The organism is Desmonostoc muscorum LEGE 12446 (assembly GCF_015207005.2).
GTDB lineage: Bacteria > Cyanobacteriota > Cyanobacteriia > Cyanobacteriales > Nostocaceae > Nostoc > Nostoc muscorum.
The window spans coordinates 3,729,664-3,752,296 of the sequence record NZ_JADEXS020000001.1 but is presented as its reverse complement, the minus strand read 5'-3'; the positions used below and the strand labels follow the sequence as shown (position 1 = coordinate 3,752,296).

At 41.0% G+C, this 22,633-nt stretch carries 19 protein-coding genes and 1 pseudogene; 10 read left to right on the top strand and 10 right to left on the bottom strand.

All coding sequences use genetic code 11. The features are described from left to right. Positions 1 to 15 precede the first annotated feature (15 nt). Both IQ276_RS16110 and IQ276_RS16105 read right to left on the bottom strand, forming a co-directional pair. Complete coding sequence (locus tag IQ276_RS16110; protein ID WP_235115708.1) at positions 16 to 252, bottom strand: hypothetical protein; 237 nt, start codon at positions 250 to 252, stop codon at positions 16 to 18. A gap of 12 nt (positions 253 to 264) precedes the next feature. Then, positions 265 to 651, bottom strand: coding sequence for a thioredoxin family protein (locus IQ276_RS16105; protein ID WP_190875634.1), 387 nt, complete (start codon positions 649 to 651; stop codon positions 265 to 267). 407 nt (positions 652 to 1,058) lie between these two features. On the opposite strand from IQ276_RS16105, the gene IQ276_RS16100 reads away from it, so the two are divergent. Continuing rightward, a complete protein-coding gene (locus IQ276_RS16100; protein ID WP_193919105.1) occupies positions 1,059 to 1,238 on the top strand; it encodes a hypothetical protein in 180 nt (59 codons plus the stop codon). Between the two features lie 134 nt (positions 1,239 to 1,372). Here the strand turns inward: IQ276_RS16100 and IQ276_RS16095 are convergent, their stop codons facing one another. Then, complete coding sequence (locus tag IQ276_RS16095) at positions 1,373 to 2,095, bottom strand: NnrU family protein (RefSeq protein WP_193919107.1); 723 nt, start codon at positions 2,093 to 2,095, stop codon at positions 1,373 to 1,375. A gap of 213 nt (positions 2,096 to 2,308) precedes the next feature. On the opposite strand from IQ276_RS16095, the gene IQ276_RS16090 reads away from it, so the two are divergent. From IQ276_RS16090 to IQ276_RS16070, 5 genes are all read left to right on the top strand, one after another. Next, complete coding sequence (locus IQ276_RS16090; protein ID WP_190875636.1) at positions 2,309 to 3,322, top strand: LysR family transcriptional regulator; 1,014 nt, start codon at positions 2,309 to 2,311, stop codon at positions 3,320 to 3,322. 312 nt (positions 3,323 to 3,634) lie between these two features. Continuing rightward, complete coding sequence (locus IQ276_RS16085; protein WP_193919109.1) at positions 3,635 to 5,032, top strand: serine/threonine-protein kinase; 1,398 nt, start codon at positions 3,635 to 3,637, stop codon at positions 5,030 to 5,032. A gap of 26 nt (positions 5,033 to 5,058) precedes the next feature. After that, entirely contained in the window at positions 5,059 to 6,138 is a 1,080-nt protein-coding gene (locus IQ276_RS16080; protein WP_193919111.1) for a PstS family phosphate ABC transporter substrate-binding protein, read from the top strand. 226 nt (positions 6,139 to 6,364) lie between these two features. Then, positions 6,365 to 7,765 (top strand): ABC transporter substrate-binding protein, encoded by a 1,401-nt coding sequence (locus tag IQ276_RS16075; RefSeq protein WP_193919113.1) that lies wholly within the window; start codon positions 6,365 to 6,367, stop codon positions 7,763 to 7,765. A 142-nt stretch (positions 7,766 to 7,907) separates the two neighbouring features. Continuing rightward, complete coding sequence (locus tag IQ276_RS16070) at positions 7,908 to 8,954, top strand: PstS family phosphate ABC transporter substrate-binding protein (RefSeq protein WP_193919115.1); 1,047 nt, start codon at positions 7,908 to 7,910, stop codon at positions 8,952 to 8,954. 77 nt (positions 8,955 to 9,031) lie between these two features. On the opposite strand, the gene IQ276_RS16065 is transcribed toward IQ276_RS16070, so the two are convergent. Further along, positions 9,032 to 9,751: a Crp/Fnr family transcriptional regulator gene (locus IQ276_RS16065; RefSeq protein ID WP_012412419.1), complete on the bottom strand. Its 720-nt coding sequence runs from the start codon at positions 9,749 to 9,751 to the stop codon at positions 9,032 to 9,034. Positions 9,752 to 10,064: 313 nt separating this feature from the next. Between IQ276_RS16065 and IQ276_RS40710 the strand changes: the two are divergent. Beyond that, positions 10,065 to 10,364, top strand: a pseudogene (locus tag IQ276_RS40710) (DALR anticodon-binding domain-containing protein); the annotation flags it as partial. Between the two features lie 180 nt (positions 10,365 to 10,544). Further along, a complete protein-coding gene (locus IQ276_RS40705) occupies positions 10,545 to 11,027 on the top strand; it encodes a DALR anticodon-binding domain-containing protein (RefSeq protein WP_309245637.1) in 483 nt (160 codons plus the stop codon). Positions 11,028 to 11,176: 149 nt separating this feature from the next. Here IQ276_RS40705 and IQ276_RS16055 read toward each other — a convergent pair whose 3' ends face one another. Further along, positions 11,177 to 12,013, bottom strand: a complete 837-nt coding sequence (locus tag IQ276_RS16055) for a Cof-type HAD-IIB family hydrolase (RefSeq protein WP_193915920.1) — start codon at positions 12,011 to 12,013, stop codon at positions 11,177 to 11,179. A gap of 247 nt (positions 12,014 to 12,260) precedes the next feature. Beyond that, the gene (locus IQ276_RS16050) at positions 12,261 to 12,968 is read right to left on the bottom strand and encodes a choice-of-anchor E domain-containing protein (RefSeq protein ID WP_193915923.1); all 708 of its coding nucleotides are present in this window, start codon (positions 12,966 to 12,968) and stop codon (positions 12,261 to 12,263) included. Between the two features lie 248 nt (positions 12,969 to 13,216). On the opposite strand from IQ276_RS16050, the gene polA reads away from it, so the two are divergent. Both polA and IQ276_RS16040 read left to right on the top strand, forming a co-directional pair. Next, the gene (gene polA / locus IQ276_RS16045; protein WP_193915926.1) at positions 13,217 to 16,138 is read left to right on the top strand and encodes a DNA polymerase I; all 2,922 of its coding nucleotides are present in this window, start codon (positions 13,217 to 13,219) and stop codon (positions 16,136 to 16,138) included. A gap of 975 nt (positions 16,139 to 17,113) precedes the next feature. After that, a complete protein-coding gene (locus IQ276_RS16040) occupies positions 17,114 to 18,049 on the top strand; it encodes an ABC transporter substrate-binding protein (protein ID WP_193915929.1) in 936 nt (311 codons plus the stop codon). An 89-nt stretch (positions 18,050 to 18,138) separates the two neighbouring features. Here IQ276_RS16040 and IQ276_RS16035 read toward each other — a convergent pair whose 3' ends face one another. From IQ276_RS16035 to IQ276_RS16020, 4 genes are all read right to left on the bottom strand, one after another. Continuing rightward, positions 18,139 to 19,107 carry an FTR1 family iron permease gene (locus IQ276_RS16035; RefSeq protein WP_193915950.1) on the bottom strand — a complete coding sequence of 323 codons (969 nt, stop codon included), beginning with the start codon at positions 19,105 to 19,107 and terminating at the stop codon, positions 18,139 to 18,141. A 108-nt stretch (positions 19,108 to 19,215) separates the two neighbouring features. Next, positions 19,216 to 19,650 carry a ferritin-like domain-containing protein gene (locus IQ276_RS16030; protein ID WP_193915932.1) on the bottom strand — a complete coding sequence of 145 codons (435 nt, stop codon included), beginning with the start codon at positions 19,648 to 19,650 and terminating at the stop codon, positions 19,216 to 19,218. Between the two features lie 170 nt (positions 19,651 to 19,820). Beyond that, positions 19,821 to 20,852, bottom strand: a complete 1,032-nt coding sequence (locus IQ276_RS16025; RefSeq protein WP_193915935.1) for a ComEA family DNA-binding protein — start codon at positions 20,850 to 20,852, stop codon at positions 19,821 to 19,823. 200 nt (positions 20,853 to 21,052) lie between these two features. Next, a complete protein-coding gene (locus IQ276_RS16020) occupies positions 21,053 to 22,078 on the bottom strand; it encodes a multicopper oxidase domain-containing protein (protein WP_193915938.1) in 1,026 nt (341 codons plus the stop codon). Between the last annotated feature and the right edge of the window lie 555 nt (positions 22,079 to 22,633).

Sequence of the window (22,633 nt, the reverse complement as noted above, 5' to 3'; positions counted from 1 at the left end):
AGCGTGTCGGAACTGTTAACAATTGTGACACACACCCTTTAGGATAAAATAACCCACCCAAAGCTCATTGGGTGGGGTGTTAAGCATGGTTTTAGATTTGGGCATTGGGCATTGGGCATGGGGCATGGGGCATTGGGCATTGGGCATTGGGCATGGGGCATGGGGCATTGGGCATGAGTCAATAATCAATAGTTCTTCTTCCCCTGCTTCCCCTGCTTCCCCTGCTTCCATGCCCCATGCCCCATGCCCCATTCCCCATTTCCATCAAGCTGACCGACACTCCAAGTCAACCGTTTTGGAACCCTTGTAGATTTTAGGGCAACTGCTGTAGCTGACTTTGATATCTTCTAAAGCTAGGCGTAAATCTTCTCTACCACGAAAACCTTCCAAGCGATGCCGAATGCTGCCATTTTCAATCAATAGTAGAGTGGGCAGTGACTTGAGCTTATAAGTAGTAGACAATTTAAAATTTTGATCGGCGTTAACCACGACCAATTTAATTTCTTCGCCGCATTGGGCTTGAAATTGCAACAAAAGTGGGTGGATAATCCGACACAACCCACACCAAGGGGCTTCAAAATTAACTAAAACAGGAATTGGAGATTCTAAAACTTCTTGAGTAAATGTCCGCTCACTAACCGACAACACCATGACGCCTCTTGGATTATAGGGTTTTTATATCAAACTAGCTATCTATCTGCACTCAATTTATTTAGTGCTGAGTATCAAGTCCTGGAGCCACCTGCTCCATATTTCGTCTCCAAATATGGAGCAGGTGGCGTAGCTGAGTGGAACTCCATAACTAAAGTTAGAGGATTGAATAAGGAAATCGTTTGTTTTTCTTGAGGACTCAAGTGGGGGCTGATGACTACTTGCCAAACAATGAGCAATAGTGTAATTGATTTGACTCAGTAACTAGAATTTATTGCCCAGCAGTAGTTCGGTGAAAGATTAGTAAGCCAGTAAATTCTGTTGGCATCCTCTTACGGACAAGCAAGCTACGCGCAGCGTTCCGAAGGAAAGCCCAACCTAGACATCGCTGCTTTCAGGACAGAAATTTGAGGACACAGAATAATTTAGACATAAATTTAGTGCGTTTCAGTGTCTGGGATCAAAAAGCCAGGACAACTTTCATGGTGGCTTTTTTGGAGGTTAAATTCCTGATTGCCGTCGCCGCCTGGGAATTGAGACTCAATCGGCCATTTACTCCCCAGGATTGGCAACTGATCAACACCTAGCAATATAAAATTTCAAGTTCACTGAATGTACCCCCACTGAATAAATCTTTGAATTTATCGTACATTGATTCGGGGGCAATTGATAAGCTGAAATTTTCATCGACTTTGAATTTTATGCTGACAATGGGGATCGGTTAAAATTCCCATCTTATCGTACCAGTTGCTTCCAGCAATAGAGGGTGCGACCACCAAAGCAAAGCCACAAAAATTGCAACTCCTAAATAGGCAGGACGGAGAAATTCCTGCCATTTGATAGATTGACGTCCGTCAATAATTGCTTTGAAGGGAATAATTGAAGTCCGCTCTTTGACGATTTCAAAGGCTGATCCATAGCGTAACCTCAAGCGGCGATCGCCGTGCCAGACTCCAAACAAGTGATGTAATACCAAGCCAATGGAGGTCACAAGGGTAAAAGTAGTACCCAGCCAGAGAGTGTGGGCAATACACCAAATTATTTGTCCTACCATCTGGGGGTGACGAGTAATCCGAATAATTCCTGTTTCGTAGAGATGAACTTCAGGCTTTTGAATGGCAGCAATTTCTAGTAGATTGAAGGTAGCAGGATATAAAAACAAAAACGAGATTGCTGAGAGTACCCAAACAACTTCTTGCACTCCCGGCACTCCCTGTACCTGCCAAAGTTGCAAACCATCATAGCGATGCCCAAAAAAGTAAATAATTAAGATTACAGCCAATGGTAGGCTGACTAATGCAAAAAGAATACGATAAAGCCTCGGCCCAATGTATTTTTCGGCCCTTGGGCGCAAAGCAGCGCCTCCACTGTGAGCGATCGCAAAAACTATTTCTAACCCCAGTATGACAAAATGACTGGGTGTCAACCATGAAATCGGCATCATAATACACGGGTGAAGTAATTTAAAGAAAACTGAATTCAGTACAACCAATACCACAAAGTATTCAAAAGGGGACTTTAGTCAAGATGTTGTGCTACTGTCTTTTTCGAGTCAAGTCTTAAAGTTTAAGATGCAACAAATCATACCTAGCCCATTGCTGGCAAAGGTGATTTCTTGCTTACATCCGCTCCTTTCAAAGTTTGTGGGTTGAGCCTTATGTCTGACCTTCCTTTCACTTTAGATCAGTTACGTATCCTCAAAGCGATCGCTGTAGAAGGGAGCTTCAAGCGCGCTGCTGATAGTCTTTATGTCTCCCAACCTGCCGTCAGCTTGCAAGTGCAAAATCTCGAACGGCAGCTCGATGTTCCTTTATTCGATCGTGGAGGACGACGCGCCCAATTAACCGAAGCTGGGCATCTACTCTTAAGCTACGGCGAAAAAATCCTCAGTTTGTGTCAGGAAACCTGCCGCGCCATTGAGGATTTGCAAAATCTCCAAGGCGGTACTTTAATTGTCGGTGCTTCTCAAACCACCGGCACTTATCTTTTGCCGAGAATGATCGGTATGTTCCGCCAAAGATATCCAGATGTGGCAGTGCAATTGCACGTCCACTCCACTCGACGCACTGCTTGGAGTGTCGCTAATGGACAAGTCGATCTTGCCATCATCGGTGGTGAGATTCCCGGTGAACTAGCAGAATCTTTGGAAGTTATTCCTTACGCTGAAGATGAACTAGCACTGATTTTACCTGTCTTTCATCCCTTAGCCAAACTTGAAAAAATCCAAAGAGAAGACCTATATAAATTACAATTCATTGCTTTAGATTCCCAATCGACAATCCGCAAAGTAATTGACCAAGTTTTAGCACGTTGTGAAATTGATACTAGGCGTTTTAAAGTTGAAATGGAACTCAATTCCATTGAAGCAATTAAAAATGCTGTGCAATCTGGCTTGGGAGCTGCATTTGTCTCCACTAGCGCCATCGCTAAGGAACTACAAATGGGCGTTCTCCATAGTGCCACCATTGAAAACGTCGTCGTCAAACGAACACTATGGCTGATTTTTAATCCCAATCGCTATAGATCCAAAGCCGCAGAAGCCTTTAGTCAAGAAATTTTGCCCCAGTTCGCTAACCCTGGATGGAACCAAGATGTGTTAACATTGACACAAAAAAACATAGTTCTAACTACATTGGATATAGCAACGCCCACCTCCCCCGGCGAAGACTAAAATCTGGTCATTAGTCCTAACCTTACGTACAGGACGCTTGTCTGCGACACGCTACGCGAAGGCGTAGCTTCCTTCGACCCAGGAGTACGAAAAGCCGCCCTTCCAGCGTCCATGTCATTTGTTTTTTGTAAATGACCAAATAATTCGTAATTCGTAATTCGTAATTATTACCCCAAGTGCTGTAGACAAGCTAGGGATTTAACATAAAGAAAAAGTTTCCTGTTCTTGATAAAGAAATTTAGTTTCTGTGTAAGCTGAACGAATTACGAATTATCAATTACGAATTATTTTGACTAATGACTAATCACGAAAATGGAAGTTTACTGTACTCGCCCACGTTGCCCACGCCCACAAAACTATTTTCCCGATTTAGATGATATTACAACCCTGAAGACAACGCAGCAAAAGTACTGTACGAGTTGTGGTATGCCACTGTTACTTGATGGTAGATATGTAACCATGAAGTTGTTAGGAAGAGGTGGATTTGGAGCAGCATTTTTGGCACGCGATCGCCGAATTCCCGGAATGCGTCAATGCGTAGTAAAACAGTTTCAACCAGCGGGAAATTTAACCTCGACTCAATTGCACCAAGCACAGATAATGTTTGAGAGAGAGGCAGAAGTTTTAGCCCAAATAGGCAACGAACACGAGCAAATTCCTGACTTATTTGCCTTTTTTCCAGTGATAGTTAATAGCTTGCAATCAGGACAGCAAGACCAATTTTTTTACTTAGTACAAGAATATATTGATGGGCAAAATCTAGAAGAAGAATTAACTCAACAGGGAAAATTTTCTGAACAACAAGTTTTGGAAGTGTTGCAAGAAATTTTGAAGGTACTCAAGTTTGTCCATGAAAAAGGCATCATCCACAGAGACATCAAACCTTCTAACATCATGCGTCGTCGTGATGGGAAACTCTTTCTTCTAGATTTTGGCGCAGTCAAACAAGTAGCAAATGTTGCATCAGGTGCAGCTTCTTCCACAGGAATTTATTCTATGGGATTTGCACCACCAGAACAAATGACTGGAGGTCAAGTATTTCCATCTACGGACTTATACGCCTTGGCTGTAACAGTGATTACTTTATTGACGGATAAAGAAGCAACTCAATTGTTTGATGCCTACAGCAACCAGTGGAAATGGCGAATGGAAGTAAATGTCAACCCTCGCCTTGCTAGCATTTTAGACAACATGCTTCTACCTGCTGCAAATCAACGTTTCCAATCAGCCCAAGAAGTCCTAGATGCACTTAACTCACCGCCTCTAGCCGCGACACAAATTAATTCACGCTCTGTAACACTTCCCCCACAATCATCTCAAAGTTCTAGTTCTCCTGTTCGTCGTAGTTCAGCAACTAAACCAACGTTTTCGACATTGGAATTATTGGGTGGAGCAGCTTTCAGTGGATTTGAGGGTGCATTAATAGCGATCGCCCTCTTCAGTCTAGTAAAATCACCAATCATCACTTTAACTGTTGCATCCCTAATTTTGGGGATACTCATATTTGCTCAAACCAGACGGTGGATTGAAAAGTTCGATTTATTAATTATTCCGACAATTACTTTTGCTATTATTTTTTTTCTACCCTTTTTACAAGGAAGTCTTGATATTCAATCAGTAGTTGTTTTAGCAGTTGCAGCTAGTTTAGTAGCTATTTCGCTAACAGCCGTATTTCGACTTATTTATAAATTACTATCTCTCATACTTTAAAAAACTCCTGGTGCTAACACCTACCTATGTCTCAAAAAAACGAAACGCTTAGTCTTTTCTTAGCCGTTATCATCACCATCGGCTTAATCTTTGGTGGCTTATGGTTTCTTATGGAACGGTGGGCACAAATAAATGTTGGTAATCAGTCAGTGAATGGCAATCAGCGTGATTCCATTCCTGGGGCTAACCAGTCGGTGAATGGCAATAGCAACTCTCCCATTCCTGTTAACAGCAAATGTAACCTGCCAAACCTCCCACAGGGTATATTCAACTATGGTGGTAGCACAACTTGGGCACCCATCCGTAAAGACGTAGACTCACAATTGCAAAGCCTGTGCCCTCAGTTTAGTTTACGTTACATTCAACCCATTAATGAAAAACCAGGATCTGGCACTGGGATTAAAATGTTAATAGCTAATCAACTAGCTTTTTCTCAATCTTCTCGCTCAGTCAAAGCTGAAGAAAACGCAGAAGCTCAACAAAAAGGATTTAGTTTAAAAGAAATTCCGGTGGCGATTGATGGGATTGCGATCGCCGTTAATCATAATCTGAATATTCCTGGTTTAACTGTCGCCCAAATCAAAGGTATTTATACAGGTAAAATTACTAATTGGCAAGAAGTAGGCGGGGTAAATTTACCAATTACAGTCTATTCTCGCAGCAAAGAAGCTGGAGGTACAGTAGAGTTTTTTGTGGAAAATGTTCTCAATAAAGAGAATTTTGGTGCCAACATTACTTATATTGGTACGACCACTGAAGCGCTACGAAAAGTAGCTACAAATCCTGGTGGAATTTACTATGGTTCTGCCCCAGAAATTGTACCCCAGTGTACGATTAAGTCCCTACCAATAGCACGCACAAGTGATAAATTTGTGCCTCCCTATCAAGAACCTTTTGTACCTTTATCTGAATGTCCCAAAAAACGCAATAACTTAAATTATCAGGCGTTTCGTAGTGGTGAATATGCCATTACTCGCAATTTATTTGTCATCCTTAAACAGAATAATCAAACAGACCAGCAAGCTGGAGAAGCTTATGCAAATTGGCTCCTGACACCTGAAGGTCAAGAACTGATTGAAAAGTCTGGATTTGTCAGAATTAAGTAATCATTGTCATGAGTCAGGAATCAGGAGTCAGAATTCAGAATTCAGTAAAGAGTCAGCATTCAACATTTCTGGATTTAGATACTAAACTTGCTAATTTTAAGAAAATTAAAAAAGAAAATATATACAGTACGCTTAATTCTATAATTATTCTGAATTCAGAATTCTGACTCCTGAATTCTTCAAAACAATTAAATAATAAACATTTTTATTTTATTAAATTTTATTCATGTCACAAAAGAATGAAACCGCAGTTTTAGTCTTGGCTCTGTTGTTGACACTTGGAATAGTCGGGGCTGGTGTCTGGTGGTTTACTAGAAATGGGGTCAATATTAGTAATACACTCAGTCAAAAAACGCCCGAACCAGCGAGCAATGTATCATTAGAAGACCGCATTAGTTTTGGCGAAAAAACTTTAATTCCAGGTGAAATTGCTCCGGCAAAAAAAGAGGGAGTGCAAGCGATCGCGGCTAAAAGTTATGATAAGGCGATCGCTAGTTTACAAGCATTTCTCAAACTGCGACCCAACGATCCAGAGGCACTGATATATCTGAATAATGCCCGCATTGGCACTTCTCAAAGCTATACCATTGTTGCCTCAGTACCAATGGGCACCGATCCGAATACTTCCCTAGAAATTTTACGTGGCATTGCACAAGCCCAAAATACTATTAATACCTCTGGGGGAATTAAGAATGTGCCATTGAAAGTAGGGATAGCTAACGATGATAATAATCTAGAAATCTCTAAAAAAATCGCTTCCAAGTTAGTTAACAATCCCCAAGTGTTTGGTGTAATCGGCCCCAACGCCAGCGATACCACTTTAGCCGCAGGCACAGTCTACAATGCCGGACAACTGGTAGCTATTTCCCCTACCAGTACTTCTGTGAAAATTTCTAACTTTAGCCGCTACGTTTTTCGGACAGTTCCCAGTGATTTTATGGCTGCGAGAACATTAGCCAATTACATGGTGAAAACTTTACAGAAAAAAAATGCAGCGGTTTTCTTTAATTCCCAGAGTAACTATAGCCAGTCTTTAAAGTCTGAATTTGTTTCATCTGTTTCGCTGGAGGGTGGACAAGTATCAAGTGAATTTGACTTATCCCAAGCAGATTTTAGTGCAGCTAAAAGTGTAGAACGAGCTATTAAACAAGGTGCAGAAGTGTTGATGTTAGTTCCCAACACTAACACTCAAGATAAAGCGTTGCAGGTGGTTCAGGTTAACCAGAAACAGTTAACGCTTCTGGGAGGAGATAATGTTTATAACGTTAAAACTTTAGAAATTGGCAGAGAGCAAGCTGTGGGGATGATAGTAGCAGTTCCGTGGCATATTGAGGGCAATCCAATGTCAGATTTTCCCCAGAAATCCCGGCAGTTATGGGGTGGTGACGTGAGTTGGCGAACTGCCCTGAGCTATGATGCTACAGTAGCTCTGATTGCTGCCTTAGAACGCAATCCTACACGGTCTGGAGTCCAACAAGCACTTTTATCCTCTGACTTTTCAGCCAGTGGTGCTTCTGGTACAATTCGGTTTTTACCATCAGGCGATCGCACTGCCCCAGTCCAACTTGTAAAAATCGTTCCTGGATCTCGCTCTCGTACTGGGTATGATTTTGAGCCAGTGAAATAAGGGGATTAGGGACTGGGGACTGGGGATTAGGGATTAGGGACTGGGGACTGGGGATTAGGGACTGGGGATAGGGAAGAGTTTTCTCAGTACCCAGTCCCCAGTCCCCAGTCCCAGTATTAAATGGACGCGGTAAAAATTTGTTATGTCCCAAAAAAATGAAATACCTATTCTTGTTTTATCTATCCTAATTACAGTTGGGTTAATAGCTGGCGGTTTTTGGTGGTTCAGCAGAAAATCTGGTGTTGACCTAAATCAAATTAATTCTCGTAGCACCAACACACCCCAACCCACATCAGGACAGAGTAGTGGCACGACTTTCGCCTCAGTCCAAGAGGTTCCTACTGGATTATTCAATTACGGAGGTAGTACGTCTTGGGCACCAATTCGATTAATAGTTGATCCAGCAGTTCAAGCAGCGCGAGGAGAATTTAGGCTGCGTTACGTAGAACCAAGCAATGCATCTCCTGGTTCTGGTACTGGCATCCAGTCGCTAATAGATGGTCAACTAGCTTTTGCCCAGTCTTCTCGACCAATCTTAGATCAGGAATTTAGCCGTGCCCAACAGCGTGGGTTCACTTTGAAACAAATTCCTGTGGCAATTGATGGTTTGGCAGTCGCAGTTAACCCAAACCTCAATATCCCAGGACTGACGGTAGACCAGTTAAAGTCAATTTACACTGGAAAAATTAATAATTGGAGCCAGGTAGGCGGTTCCAATATCCCAATCAAGCCTTATTCTCGCCGGATTGTTGATGGCGGCACAGTAGAACTTTTTGTCCAAGACATCTTGGGTGGTCAAGCTTTCAGCTCCGATGTGGAATTTATCTCCACAACCACCCAAGCCTTGCAAAAATTGGCTGGTAGTCCTGGTGGCATTTACTACGCTTCTGCCCCAGAGGTGATTCCTCAATGTTCCATTAGAGCCTTGCCGTTGGGGCGCACACAAGGGCAATACATTGCTCCCTACCAAGAACCATTTGTCTTCCCGTCTGAATGTCCTGGTAAACGGAACAAGTTGAACATTGAGGCTTTTCAATCAGGAAAGTACCCAATTACCCGCAATCTGTTTGTGGTGGTCAAACAGAATGGTCAGACTGAGCAGCAAGCAGGTGTCGCTTACGCCAACTTACTGCTGACTGAGCAGGGGCAGGAATTGATTACCCAAGCTGGGTTTGTCAAAATTCGCTGACACTGCGATCGCCTCGGTTGAGGCTTAGCCCATCACACTCAGACAGAGTGGCGGAAATCGCCCCTCTGAACTGTGCTTTAGCCGGCTCTATTAATCGACTCTGCTGGTAAGCAAATAAGATTATCGCCTTGGGTGAGAATTAAGCCACGTTGACGCAGCTTGCCCATTAAGCGGGTGACGGTAACACGAGTTGAACCAATCGCGCTACCAATTTGGGCATGGGTAAGGGGAAAAGGCAGACAATAGCCGCGAATTACATCTGGATCGGTGTCGCTCATCGCCGGCTCTCCATACTCCTCAATCAACAATGTGAGAAATCCTAAGAGTCGGTCAATTGTGCGGCGTTGTCCCAAGGCACTCAGCCACAGCAGCTTACGCTGGTGCTGGTATCTAAAGGCATCCATAACTTCCCGGCGGAAGTGAGGCCAGTTGTCTAAATCGTGCCAGTACATCCACAGAACCGCAGTTTGGTCAACATGGGCGTAAGCCTGGAGAGTGAATGGTGACTGAGCAACAATTTCAAATGGCTGTCCCGCTCCAACAAAACCCAAGAACGCTTCTTCTGGAGTTCTGTTGATTCGTCGAGATGTTAGCTGGCTGGCAGTCGCGCTAACCTGGGCGGTTCCAACCATACGGATTGCACCCCTTTGCACCAAATATAGCAATCCAGGTCGGGCTGGAATGCGCTCATCTTTGCTAAAGGTGCGGCACCGGTAGTGTTCCTGAGCCCAGTCAAGAATCCGTTGCCAAGTCAAAAAAGGCCGTGATGCCTCAGAAAAAGAAGATGGAGATTGCATAGGTAACAAAGAGCGTTCGGCTGAAGACAAAGACGTGATCAAAAGGTGCAAGGAGTGTCTTTGTGTTGGCGATGGAGGCTTAACGCCTAACAGCGCCAGCCATCTAAAGAATAGAAAGCAAAGAATTACTCTCTACTCTTTTGTTATACTTCCTACTGTACAATGATGGTAGTAAAATTTACTCACTATTCATCGAATATTCATCAAATTTTATCCTACTCTCATTTTTCTTCATCTACATTAAACCTATATCCGGAGACAGGTGACAGCAAATTAACAAATATACTTTACAAACTTATTTACGTAAAATTTCGTGTACCACAAAATACAATCATTCAAGTATATATCATTTAAGCGGCTACTAGATAAATATTTAAGCGAATTATTAAGTATTAATACTGAAAATCAAAAAAATGAATACATAGAAAGTAAAAAAATTACTCTACACAAAGATAGAAATAATCGCAAAATTTTGTATACCTCTGGTGTGGCGTTGCGAGTGTCAAACTCTCAGAATCGAAAAGCAATGGAGGTTGCCAGCGCGATCGCCCTTAATTTATCAGCAACCTGTGGAGGTGTTTTTAACGTGCAAATAGTTCCCCCTGGTTGGATAAATTTTGAATTGACTGACTCAAGCTTGGCGACTTGGTTACAAAGTTTGGTATGGGGGAAGGGGGAGTGGGGAGTGGGGGAGATGAGGGAGATGGGGGAGATGAGGGAGATGAGGGAGATGAGGGAGATGAGGGAGATGAGGGAGATGAGGGAGATGAGGGAGATTAATAACCAATGCCCCATGCCCAATGCCCCATGCCCCATGCCCAATGCCCTATTCTCTGTTCAATATGCCCATGCGCGTTGCTGTTCGCTAGTGCTGCTGGCTCACCGGGAGGGATTGATTCAACTTAGAGAACCGCTTGCAGATAGTAGTCCAAATTTTTGGAGTGTTATTTCCCCCAACCCCATACCTTGGCTGAACTGTGATGGAAAATTGCGGCTAAATCACCCAGATGAACGTCGTCTAATTAGGGAGTTAGTGGGGGTAGTGGACAACATAGAGTGTCCTGATGTTAGGGGTTCTGTGAAATGGGAAAAAGCAGCGTTGAATTTGAGCCAAGCTTTTGAAAACTTCTGGTGTAATTGTCGTATTTGGGGTGAAGTGAAAATTATGTCACCAGAGTTAGCCCAAGCTAGGCTGGGATTGCTTATGGCTACTGGGTCAGTATTAAAATTTGTGCTAGAGGAAAACCTGGGAAGTTTTGCGCCATTGGAGTTATAAAAACTTTCATCAGAGGTATTGACTCAATGCATCACCTCGGCTACATTAGCTCTTGTGTGAGGAGCGAACCAGCAGGGGCACCGAGACGAAACACGGCCAGTCGTCGGTGTCCTTTCTGATTGATACGGCTTAGCTTTGAAAAAGCGCCGTTATTGAAGCAAAAATTTTTCGATCGCCACAGCTACTCCATCTTCCTCTACGCTAGGAGCTACCCACTGAGCGATCGCTTGCACTGGTTCTGGTGCGTTTCCCATAGCTACACCAAAACCAACACACTCTAGCATTTCCAGATCGTTGAAGTTATCACCAATAGCCATGACGTTGGCTGTTTGTAATCCCAGCAATTCTTCGGCTAGGTAACGTACAGCAGTCCCTTTATTCACAGAAGCGTTAGTTGCTTCTAGGAAGGTAGCAACAGATGTTGTTAAATAAAGTTCAGCGGGTGTATACTGGCGGCGCAAATTCCCCAATACTTCGCTGATGAAATTTGTGTCATCACACAAAGCAAGAATTTTTGTCGGTTCATTCGTTAAGACTTGGCGCAAATCACCGACGGGAATGGGGACAATACCAGAACGTTGTGCATAAATTTCGCTTTCTTTGGTTATTTCCCGGACGTAGAGTTGGTCATTGATGTAAAAGTGGACAGATAAAAGCCGCCGCAATTGAGGCTGTTCAAAATAATCGATTAGCTGGTGGGCAATTTCTCTAGAAACCACTAAATGGCGATGAATTTTTTGGCTGGTGGGGTCTTGAATCCAGGCTCCTTGATAAGCCATTAATGGCAATGTAGAGCCGATTTCTTGGTGAAAGCGTAAGGCTGAACGATACATACGACCTGTAGCGATCGCTACTGGAATGCCTTGTGCTTGTGCTGCAATCAGCGCTTGCTTTACAGGTTCGCTGATGGTGTTAGAGTGTCCGGCGATCGTGCCATCTATGTCTACAACCAGCAGTTTAATATCTTTGGCAGATGCTTTCTGCATAAATTTCCTAGATTTAAAGTTCCAGTTAGAGGTTATACCATTTTGGATTTTAGATTTTAGATTTTAGATTGGGGATTGGGTGTTGGAAAATAGTATTTTTAATCTTATTTCCCAGTCCCCACTCCCTACTCCCCACTCCCTAGTCACAACAAAAAAACCCGATTCTCGAAAGAATCGGGGATTTACATTTAAGTTAGATAACTTGACTGAATAGATAGAATCAAAAATCTACCTATTCAACTAAAGTCTATGAATTTAACACCTTGATCCAGCTTTTTTTGCGTTGTGACAACAGACAAAGCCCAGCAACTAAACCAATTCCAAGGGTAGTTGATGCTTCAGGTACAGACTTCAATTCTTCGTAGTTGTAAGTTACTTTGATACCTGCTTTGGCATATGTATCAATATAGGATCTCATGTTGCCAGATCCTGTAACTAGTGAGGTGGCTATTGCTGAGAACAAAAAGTCTACGTTGCCATTACCAATAAAAGACTGCAAGAATTGCGAATCAGTAAAAGATTGAGTAGCAGATTGTGTGGCAGTTAAGTTAGAAAGAGTCTTTCCTGATGTACCTCCATAATCAGTGACGCTATCGTAATTTCCAACTTGGTAAGTAGAAGTATATTGTGGATTCAGTGCCAACAAAGACTGATTATTTAATTTTAAGCTCAATTGACTGCCAAGATGTACTGTTGCTTGAGTTGCACTTGGACTTCTATTTTCAAAACCTGCATTTCCAAGTATGTCGCCAGCAAATTCGATGGTTACACCTTGGAGTGTACCGAGAGATGAGTCAAATTGTTGGACGCTCAAAGATTCATCAATGATATTTGTGAAATCGTAGTTAGTAGAACTAGTGTACGAAAGTGCAGCTGCATTAGCTACTCCAGAAGTTGCAACAATTCCTGCCAAAGCTGTAGCAGCACCTAGAGTGTTCAATAGTTTTGTTGTCATGATGGAAGATGCTTTTTGACGAATCATTAAGGGGTTACTAAATTATTTCTAACTCGTAACTTTTGTTTCTAGGCTTGATAAATACACGTAAATTTATGTGAACTTTTGATGTTCAATTTCCTTTAGCAAACATACATTTTTAGGAATTGTATGAAGTTTTGTTAAGAAAGCCATTCCAACATACAGGAATTTCAATAAAGCAACTGATGCAGTATGTAAATAACGAAGCTTCTAGGTAAAATAGGGCTATGTCTCAAACTACTGCTACTGCAACCCCAACACGTCCGACGTTCATTCTCGTAGATGGACACTCCCTGGCTTATCGTTCATACTTTGCTTTTGCCAAAGGGCGAGATGGAGGACTACGTACAAAGGCGGGGATTCCCACGAGTGTATGTTTTGGTTTTCTTAAGTGTCTACTGGAGGTAATGGGAACACAACAGCCCCAGGCGATGGCTGTAGCCTTTGATTTGGGTTTGCCAACCTTCCGGCATGAAGCGGATGATACATATAAAGCCGATCGCAAAGAAACACCAGAAGACTTTATTCCGGACTTAGAAAATTTACACGAGTTACTCAATGGCTTGAATCTACCAATTTACACTGCTCCTGGTTACGAGGCAGATGATGTTTTGGGAACCTTAGCACAACGAGTAACGGCTGCTGGCTATAGGGTGAAAATTCTCACTGGCGATCGCGATTTATTTCAATTGATAGATGCTGAGAAAGAAATCACTGTTCTAAATTTTAGTCCAGATGCCTTAAAGCGTTCTACAAATAGCATCACTGAATTTGAGGCAGAACAAGTTAAAGAAAAGCTGGGCGTTTTACCTTCGCAAATTGTTGATTTCAAAGCACTTTGTGGTGATAAATCAGATAATATTCCTGGAGTTAAAGGAATTGGAGAAAAAACAGCAGTACAGTTGCTAAACACCTATGGTTCCCTTGACAATATTTATGCTGCTTTAGATGAAATCCCAGGTGCGAATCAGAAAAAATTGGCAGCGGGTAAAGAAGACGCCCAGAAGTCTCGATATTTGGCAACTATAGTTTTGGATGTTCCTCTAGAACTTGATTTAGAAGATTGTAAATTAAAAGGATTTGATACAAGCGTCTTATCACCAATTTTAGAAAAATTAGAATTTAGATTATTTTTAGGTAAAATAAACGACCTACAGCAACGTTTTGGTGGTCAAATTGAAGAAGCAGCAAAAACAGAAATATCAGATACAGAACCCGAATTTGAAGACCCAGACCTTTCATTTTTTAGTTTTGCTGAAACACAAGCTGTACAACAAAAGCCCGCGTCAGTAATTCAACCACGCATCATTAATACCGAAGATAAACTGACTGAATTAGTAGAAATTTTGCAGAAATTCACTAATTCTGAAATACCCATTGCTTGGGACACTGAAACCACAGACTTAGAACCAAGAGATGCTGAGTTAGTAGGGATTGGTTGCTGCTGGGGAACGAAATTAGATGAAATAGCTTATATTCCTCTTGGTCACAAAAGCGGAGAAAATTTAAATAAGGATGTGGTGTTAGAAGCACTACGTCCAATTCTTGAAAGTGCTGATTATCCCAAAACTTTACAAAATGCCAAGTTTGACCGCTTAATTTTCAAGTGTCAAGGAATTAACTTGAATGGAGTGATATTCGATCCAATGTTGGCAAGTTACCTGCTAAATCCAGATTCTAGTCATAATTTGATGGATTTGGCACAACGATATTTGGGATTAACGGCGAAAAGTTATTTAGATTTAGTTCCAAAAGGTAAAACCATTGCTGATATAGATATTCCGGCAGTAGCAGATTACTGCGGCATGGATGTTTATTCTACCTTTGGTCTAGTGCCACAATTACGTGCAGAACTAGAGGAAATTCCAGCTTTATCTAAGCTATTAGTGGAAGTGGAACAGCCACTAGAAGCAGTTTTAGCGCAAATGGAATACACGGGCGTTCGCATTAATTCAGCTTATTTACAAGAACTTTCGCAGCATTTAGAAACAGAATTAGCCAGATTAAAAGAGAACGCAATAGAAATTGCTGGAGAAAATTTTAACTTGGGTTCTCCTAAACAATTGAGCCAAATATTGTTTGAAAAATTGGGTTTAAGCACCAAATATTCTCGGAAAATTCAAACTGGTTATTCTACAGATGCAGCAACGCTAGAAAAGCTCCAAGAAATCGATCAAACTGGATTTGTTGAGACGATAACTGAGTACCGAACTTTATCTAAATTAAAGTCTACTTATGTAGATGCATTACCTGCATTGGTGCGTCCAGATACTCAACGGGTGCATACTGATTTTAATCAAGCAGCAACATCAACTGGTAGGTTATCTTCTTCTAATCCAAATTTGCAAAATATACCCATTCGTACAGCTTTTAGTCGCCAAATTCGCAAGGCATTTTTGCCGGAAGCTGGTTGGTTAATGGTGGCTGCTGATTACTCACAAATTGAATTACGAATTTTGGCTCATCTGAGTCAAGAGCCGATATTAGTGGAAGCATATCGGCAAAATGAAGATGTTCACACTGTGACAGCGCGATTAGTGTTTGAAAAAGAAAATATCACATCAGAAGAACGATCGGTAGCAAAAACTATTAATTTTGGCGTGATTTATGGAATGGGTTCTCTAAGGTTTTCCCGTTCAACTGGGATAGATAAGAGTGTTGCCAACGAGTTCATTAAGCGGTTTAATGAAAGATATCCCAAAGTTTTTGCTTATTTGGAGCGAGTGAAAAAAGAAGCAATATCTCAAGGTTATGTAGAAACTATTCTCGGTCGTCGTCGTTATTTTGAATTTACCAACAACAGTTTACGAAGATTAAAAGGCAGCAACCCAGAAGATATTGACTTGAGTAAATTGAAGAATTTAGGTGCTTATGATGCAGGTTTACTACGCTCTGCTGCTAATGCACCAATTCAAGGTTCCAACGCTGATATTATCAAAATTGCGATGGTGCGACTTCATCAAGTTTTGCAAAAATATCAGGCGCGTTTGTTGTTACAAGTTCACGATGAATTAGTATTTGAAATTCCTCCTGATGAGTGGGAAGAATTACAACCGCAAATTAAATCGGTGATGGAGAACGCAGTACAGTTAAGTGTACCGTTGGTGGTGGATGCGCGTGCAGGTGAAAATTGGATGGAGACGAAGTAAGTTGAATTGCGGGATTATAACGGGCTGGTGAATGGCTAAGCGTTCCAAAATTTGGGAGTACACGGCTAGCGTAACATGGCTGTGTTACTGTACTACAGCAGATTGCAACTTGGTGAGGTACAGATAATTGTAGGGGCACAACATGTTCATCTGTGTCAACTTAACGCGAAACGGCCGGTTAGAAACCGCGTCTACACAAACAAAACCCACCTCCGTGGGTTTCAAACCCTCAATTTTCTGTTAGTCCGCGGAGGTGGACTTTGCCTGTGTAGCCTCGAATTCTATTCGCCAGGGCTTAAGTTGACATCAATGCAAGATGTTGCGCCCCAACCCATGTACTTCATTTACCTGAAATACGCTGTATATTCATCTGTGGTTAATTATTTTTTCTGTATTTTATCCATGCGGTAAGTGCATATTACCTTGGGTAAAGGTACTTAATCTAATGATACCGAGGTACAGTTAAAGGTTTGGTTAAATCTTGCTTTTTGTAGTCAAACATACTAAGATAGTGATTGAAATAGTTAAAAATGTTTGTTATTGAGCGAATAATCACTGAGAGTGTTATAAATCCATATTCCAAAAAACTTTTCTAAATAAACCTTGTATAGATCCTGGCGGGTAGCACAGTCATAAAATTCTTTGGGAATTTTGAACTGCGTTTTTACTCGCCTTTTTTTATATCCGCAGTGGGTGTGGGCTAGACAAAAGTCCGTGTTTCCAGTTTTGAGCGGTGAGAAAATTAACGAATTTTTGCAGCAACATCTATAAATTTTTGTCGTAGATGCTTTTTTGTTTTTTGAGTTGTGTGACAAATCAAGCAAGGTAAATCTCAAATAATGAAAAGTTAAATAGAAAGTGCATTGGCTATTTTTGAATCTGGTGCTGAGTTTGTTTGTTCTGCAATTCTTATAGCAATTCTGTATAAAGATGCGCCAAACTATATGAGGAACCAACTCCACAAGGAATTTTATTATGCGTCATCGTTGGCTGTTATCTGTTTTAGCATTTTTTTTGAGTATAACTTTAGTCGCTTGTAATACTGTTAGTACTCAAAATTTACCAACAAAAGTAGCAAATACTACTCAAACAAATAACCCAAATTCGCAGCAATTACCAAAACAATCGATAAAAAGAGTTGTTGCTCTTTCTTCTCTATCAGCTGATATTATCGCTCAACTTGATCAAACAAAAATTGTCGGAATTACTGGTAGTAAATTATTTAATGATGACCCTCGGTTTAAAAATGTTCCTCGTGTTAGTGAAGGACAAAATTCTCCTAATTTAGAAAAAGTAGTGGCTCTCAAACCAGATTTAGTTATTGGAGCAGAAGGTTTTTCTACTGTTCCAATTCAAAAAATCAAGCAATTAGGAATTCCAACTTTGCTTACTCAGGTTAATAACTGGGAATCTTTAGAAGAGTTGACTAAAACACTAGCCCAGTTAATTGATGCCGATCCTCAGCCTTTGTTAAATCATTACAAAAGTTTTTTACCAAATCAGCCTACTCAGGGTATTAAGGCTTTGGTGTTGGTTAGTCGTCAACCAATTTTAGCACCCAATAAAAATAGTTGGGCGGGCGATCTACTAACTAAATTTCAGGTGAAAAATCTGGCAGCAGAATTACAAGGAAAAAGCCCAGTGGGTGGCTATGTGACTCTTTCGGCTGAAAAAGTTTTAGAGGCAAATCCAGAGGTGATAATTTTGGTTAATCCTCCACAAGGTAATTCGGAAGGAGGGCTTTTAGATTCTTTGAAAAAGGAGGCTTTCTGGAAGCAATTACAAGCGACTCAAAAGAACCGAATTTATGTGTTTAATTATTATGGTTTGGTTAATCCAGGTAGTATAGATGCTATAGAAAAGGCTTGTCAGCAACTGAAGCAACATTTGTTTGTATCAGAGGGTAGTTAGACCAAATAAATTATAGTAATCTGGATTGATCTCACGCAGAGGCGCAGAGAGAGAGTTAAGAGAAATATTGAGTGTTCACAAATTTCTTTTTAATCTTTTGCAGGACTAATTGGTTTTTGGCGAGATGGGATATTCTTTTTACCTTCAAAAAAGCTACCTCCAAGACTGCGGAAATATAGCCCTCCAATGGTGAGCAAAAATCCTGCATATGCTACGGCTTGGACTAGATAAATCTTGTCGCTGTAGCCAAATAAAGATTTGAGAATAATGCCAGGAAACTGTTCGTCAGGTAAAATTGTGGAAGTATTTGAAACTATTGGTCCCAAAATACAGGAATGGATTTTAGTAAAGCGTTCGTAATAGAAACAAACGCTTTGTGTGGCACGACTGCTAAGGGCAAAGTTACCTACAGCCTCGTCAAAATTTTTCAAGGCTGAAACTACTAATCCAGCCACAATCAATACTAATAAAACGCCCATTACCTGGAAAAACTGGCGGATATTAATTTTGATACCCCATTTAAATAAAAGCACACCTATGGCGATCGCCACTCCTAAACCTGCAAGTGCGCCAATGCTTGGTACTAATCCTTGTTGAAAGTTAGCAGCGATGAATAGAACAGTTTCAAAGCCTTCACGAACAACGGCAATAAAAACTAGACTAAAAACACCCCAACCTACATTTGAGTTTTGTGTCAGTGCTTGTGTAACTGCTCCCTCAACTTGCGCTTTCATAAATTTGGCTTGTTGAGTCATCCAGATTAGCATCCAACTGAGCATTGCGATCGCTAACAAGCTAAATACACCTTCCAGCAGTGGCTCAACTACCGAAGTGTATTGAGGATTCGCAGCTCCCACCACTTGAATTATCCAACTGAATAGCACACCTATCAAGGCACTAATCGCAATCCCAGCGCCGACGCCAGCATATACCCAAGAATTCAGTCGGGATTTTTTAGCTTTTTTCAGCAACGCTAGCACAATTCCAACAACAAGGGCAGCTTCTACTCCTTCTCGGAGTGTAATTACAAAAGTAGGTAGAGCAGTACTGAAATTCATCTTTTGTCCTTTATCTTTTGTCTTTTTGTCATTAGTCATTTGTCCTTAGTCAGTTATCAGTTGTTATTTGTTTTTGACTAATGACCAATGACTAATGATTAATGACTATTAACTAAAATCGCGTAACATCTTTTTCAGTTCGAGATTATGCATCTCTTCTTGCCCTATCATGCCGCGAGCAAATTCTTCTAGATAAATGCTGGCATTGGTGACAGTTTCAAGGAGATTTTTATACAAATCTAATGCCTTCTTTTCATGGGATAAGCTTTCTGCCAAGATATCTTTGACTGTATGCTTATAGGTTTCTTCCATTGGGGCAATTTTTAAGGAGGGGTGCCCATCTAAACCTGTGAGAATTTCTCCGACTTGTTGGGCGTGAAGTAAAGATTCACTTGCCTGTGCTTTAAAGAAAGCAACAATGGGAATGCGGTTAGGGCCAGTCACCATTAACGAATAATGTGTATAGCGTACTACTCCTGCTAGTTCAAATTCCATGATGGCGTTCAGCAGGTCAATGGTCTTTTTCTGGTCAAGTTCTTGCATCAGTTATTAATTGAAGTGACGAATAGAGTGTAATGAGTTAGGAGTGAGGAGTTAGGAGTGAGGAGTTGAAAGTTTATAATTCCTAAGTTCTTAACTTTTTACTCCTCACTTTTAACTATTTCCTAATTTTAAACTCCTTACCCTATGCTTCCCATTAAATCAAAGTGTTATTATATTTGGGAACTGGATTTATCAATCACTTTTTGAGAGTTTTCCTCAATGGTTTTCACCAACTTGGTAACATCCTCTGGAGTCTTTACGGGTTTAGCTGGTGGAACGGCGGCAGGCCAAACTTTTACTAGTTCAGTGAAACTAGCATTAATCGCTTTATCTGCTTCGGCATCTTGTTGAGCTACTTGGCTCGAAATTCCTTTGTATAATTCATTAGCGTAAAATACGAATCCACGAGAGTCTTGATACTCAATTGCTGCGGATATTTTACCATTGGCGATCGCTGCCCCATATTCCGAGTTCGCTGAATCTAGTAACTCATTAATCACCTGTAATACAAATCCTGGTTTTGCACGTTCGGCTGCTGGTAAAGCTGCGATCGCTGTGTCAACTGCTTGCACTGAAGATGTAAAATTAGTTTTAACTTTGTTATCCTTGGGACTAGATTTCACTAAATCTTGCAAACTCACCAAAGTTGTCTTAAATTCTTTAACTTTGCGCTCATTAAGTTGGTCTTCTACATCAACATAAATCTCCTCAACTGGATGCCCAATATGAGGTTCTGCCTGTTTAGGCTGATTTTGATCTAGCAGTTCTTTTGCTACTAAAAGATGCCCTTTCATTAAGCCTAATTTAGACATGTAGTCAACATCTTTTGCTTCACCTGTAAGTACTACATCTTGAACACCAACCTGGTCTTTAATTTGGTTGAACTGTTCCTGAGTAATCACTTTTTTGGTCACTAAATCTTCTGGACTGCCGTAGGGGCGATTCGCCTGAATTTTGTTAGATAAAGCCGGGACGCCTAGTTTTGCTTCAAATTTATCTAATTCTGACAATATAGCAGTATTTATGTTAATTTTCTCTTTGCCGCCATGACCGCTATGACTGTTATTACTGACTGCCTCTGTAGCTTGAGGACTAGCAACTGGTGCTGAGGGATTTTCTGCGGTTGGCGTACTGCTACAGGAACTCAAGGTAACTATTGCCGCAGCTGCCACTGTTAAACAAATATAACGAAATTTTATCATTTTTGCTCCTAGCAGAATTTAAATGTATTAATTGCCGCGTTACAAACTGCTACCAAAAGGTGGTTTGTTTGACGCATTGTCATAGATTTAACTTTCGCATATAATGATATTTTTTATCAACTAACTGATTTAAAATTTTCCGGTATTAATTATTAATTACGTAGTTTGTACTTTGTTTTACTAGGAATAATATTATTTTGTCAGGAAATGTTAACATTTTTTTGAGAGTTACTATCAGTAACTACTTCAAATTGACCCATGCAGCCGTTTTCGGCGATCGCATCTTGATGGGGATGAAACATATACTTACCTGGATAGCGAAAAGCAAATTCCAAGATGTGCCTTTCTGCTACACCCATCGTAATCACATCAGCTTTTTCGCTAGCAGTCATGCTCATCCCATAGCGAAAAACATCAAAAAAATTGGCATGGAGGTGAAAGGTGACCGCCGGATCGTATTCAATGATGTTGAGGACATACAGTCGAATCAACTGATTTTGATAAATAGGAATGGGATGATGCATGTAGTGATGAGGCACGCCGTTAAAGGCGTAATAATCATTATGGCTATCATCATTCACGTCATACCCAGCCATCACTAGCACAATTTCATCAGCCGGGGGACGGGGAGTAGGAGGATCGATGATGAACATGCCGTACAGTCCCTTAGCGATGTGACGGGTGACTGGTTCTATATGACAGTGGTATAAGTGAACACCATATGGTTCGGCATCAAATTCATAAATTGTGGCTTTGCCGTTGCTGACTGGACGAATACCATCCATTTCTGCCGGATGAACGCCATGAAAATGCAAAGAGTGAGAATGTCCCGCATTATTGAGAAATAGTACTCGCACGCGATCGCCTTGTTTTGCCCGCAGCGTTGGCCCTGGTATGCGGCCGTTTAAATCCCAGATATTGTAGGAAACAGCGCTATTGAGTTGAATAATGGAAGTACCCGCAGTTAACTGAAATTCTCGGATAGTGCGCCCATTTTCTTGCTTAACCGTTCCATAATCAAAATCCCTGAGCATCTTCATTGGGTTAGTAACGCCCTCTGTTGCCTCAATATCGAGTGGTGGCACTTTCACAAATGACTGACTTTGTAGATTCAACATCTGCCAAAGTCCAGCTGCACCAGTCACTCCCACACCTGCTAAGCCTAGCTTTAGTAATTGACGGCGACTCCAAAGTTTTTCCTTACCCAGAGCAAAGTTGTTGGGCATGACATTTAACAGTTAGCACCAAAAAAGAATTGAAAATTATTTGCAATTGTTCTTGTGTATAGTATATGAATTAAAAATCATTGTCAATAATTTTCAAGTGCTTCAAAACTGCTACTAAAATTATTAGATTCACATCAAGCTAAAATATAGCTTGAAAAAGGGAGTGGAGTATTCCTTTTTCGTTCTTGGTTGTGGGATTTTTCTGTGATTAGCTGTCTTGGAAAACTCTAGACAATTTTTTCATTTTTTACAGCATTTTTACTTAACCAAAAGTATAAATAAAGGCTCAATTAAATATTTTTTTGTACCTATTTCTGATATGGCTAGTATCTTATCAGTAGTTGAATTACAAACAATGTATATCCTAGTACTTAGGAAGCCAACCTCAGCAATAAACTGTTGGTAAGGTGTAGCATATTTAATTGGCTTAGAGATAAAATAAATTGCATTTCCAGGAATTTTCGATATTTAGCAAGATGGCAATTTTTAATTTTTAATTAAGTTTGATCTGTCCTCTTCGTGTGATTCAAAACTATGTGTCATCCTTTTGTTATT

Coding starts and splice junctions, on each gene's coding strand:
- polA (WP_193915926.1), top strand. CDS start 13,217: ATGTCTCAAACTACTGCTACTGCAACCCCAACACGTCCGACGTTCATT.
- IQ276_RS16030 (WP_193915932.1), bottom strand. CDS start 19,650: ATGCAAGAACTTGACCAGAAAAAGACCATTGACCTGCTGAACGCCATC.
- IQ276_RS16035 (WP_193915950.1), bottom strand. CDS start 19,107: ATGAATTTCAGTACTGCTCTACCTACTTTTGTAATTACACTCCGAGAA.
- IQ276_RS16105 (WP_190875634.1), bottom strand. CDS start 651: ATGGTGTTGTCGGTTAGTGAGCGGACATTTACTCAAGAAGTTTTAGAA.
- IQ276_RS40705 (WP_309245637.1), top strand. CDS start 10,545: ATGCCCAATGCCCCATGCCCCATGCCCAATGCCCTATTCTCTGTTCAA.
- IQ276_RS16050 (WP_193915923.1), bottom strand. CDS start 12,968: ATGACAACAAAACTATTGAACACTCTAGGTGCTGCTACAGCTTTGGCA.
- IQ276_RS16075 (WP_193919113.1), top strand. CDS start 6,365: ATGTCACAAAAGAATGAAACCGCAGTTTTAGTCTTGGCTCTGTTGTTG.
- IQ276_RS16040 (WP_193915929.1), top strand. CDS start 17,114: ATGCGTCATCGTTGGCTGTTATCTGTTTTAGCATTTTTTTTGAGTATA.
- IQ276_RS16090 (WP_190875636.1), top strand. CDS start 2,309: ATGTCTGACCTTCCTTTCACTTTAGATCAGTTACGTATCCTCAAAGCG.
- IQ276_RS16020 (WP_193915938.1), bottom strand. CDS start 22,078: ATGCCCAACAACTTTGCTCTGGGTAAGGAAAAACTTTGGAGTCGCCGT.
- IQ276_RS16065 (WP_012412419.1), bottom strand. CDS start 9,751: ATGCAATCTCCATCTTCTTTTTCTGAGGCATCACGGCCTTTTTTGACT.
- IQ276_RS16095 (WP_193919107.1), bottom strand. CDS start 2,095: ATGATGCCGATTTCATGGTTGACACCCAGTCATTTTGTCATACTGGGG.
- IQ276_RS16025 (WP_193915935.1), bottom strand. CDS start 20,852: ATGATAAAATTTCGTTATATTTGTTTAACAGTGGCAGCTGCGGCAATA.
- IQ276_RS16080 (WP_193919111.1), top strand. CDS start 5,059: ATGTCTCAAAAAAACGAAACGCTTAGTCTTTTCTTAGCCGTTATCATC.
- IQ276_RS16070 (WP_193919115.1), top strand. CDS start 7,908: ATGTCCCAAAAAAATGAAATACCTATTCTTGTTTTATCTATCCTAATT.
- IQ276_RS16055 (WP_193915920.1), bottom strand. CDS start 12,013: ATGCAGAAAGCATCTGCCAAAGATATTAAACTGCTGGTTGTAGACATA.
- IQ276_RS16110 (WP_235115708.1), bottom strand. CDS start 252: ATGGGGCATGGGGCATGGGGCATGGAAGCAGGGGAAGCAGGGGAAGCA.
- IQ276_RS16085 (WP_193919109.1), top strand. CDS start 3,635: ATGGAAGTTTACTGTACTCGCCCACGTTGCCCACGCCCACAAAACTAT.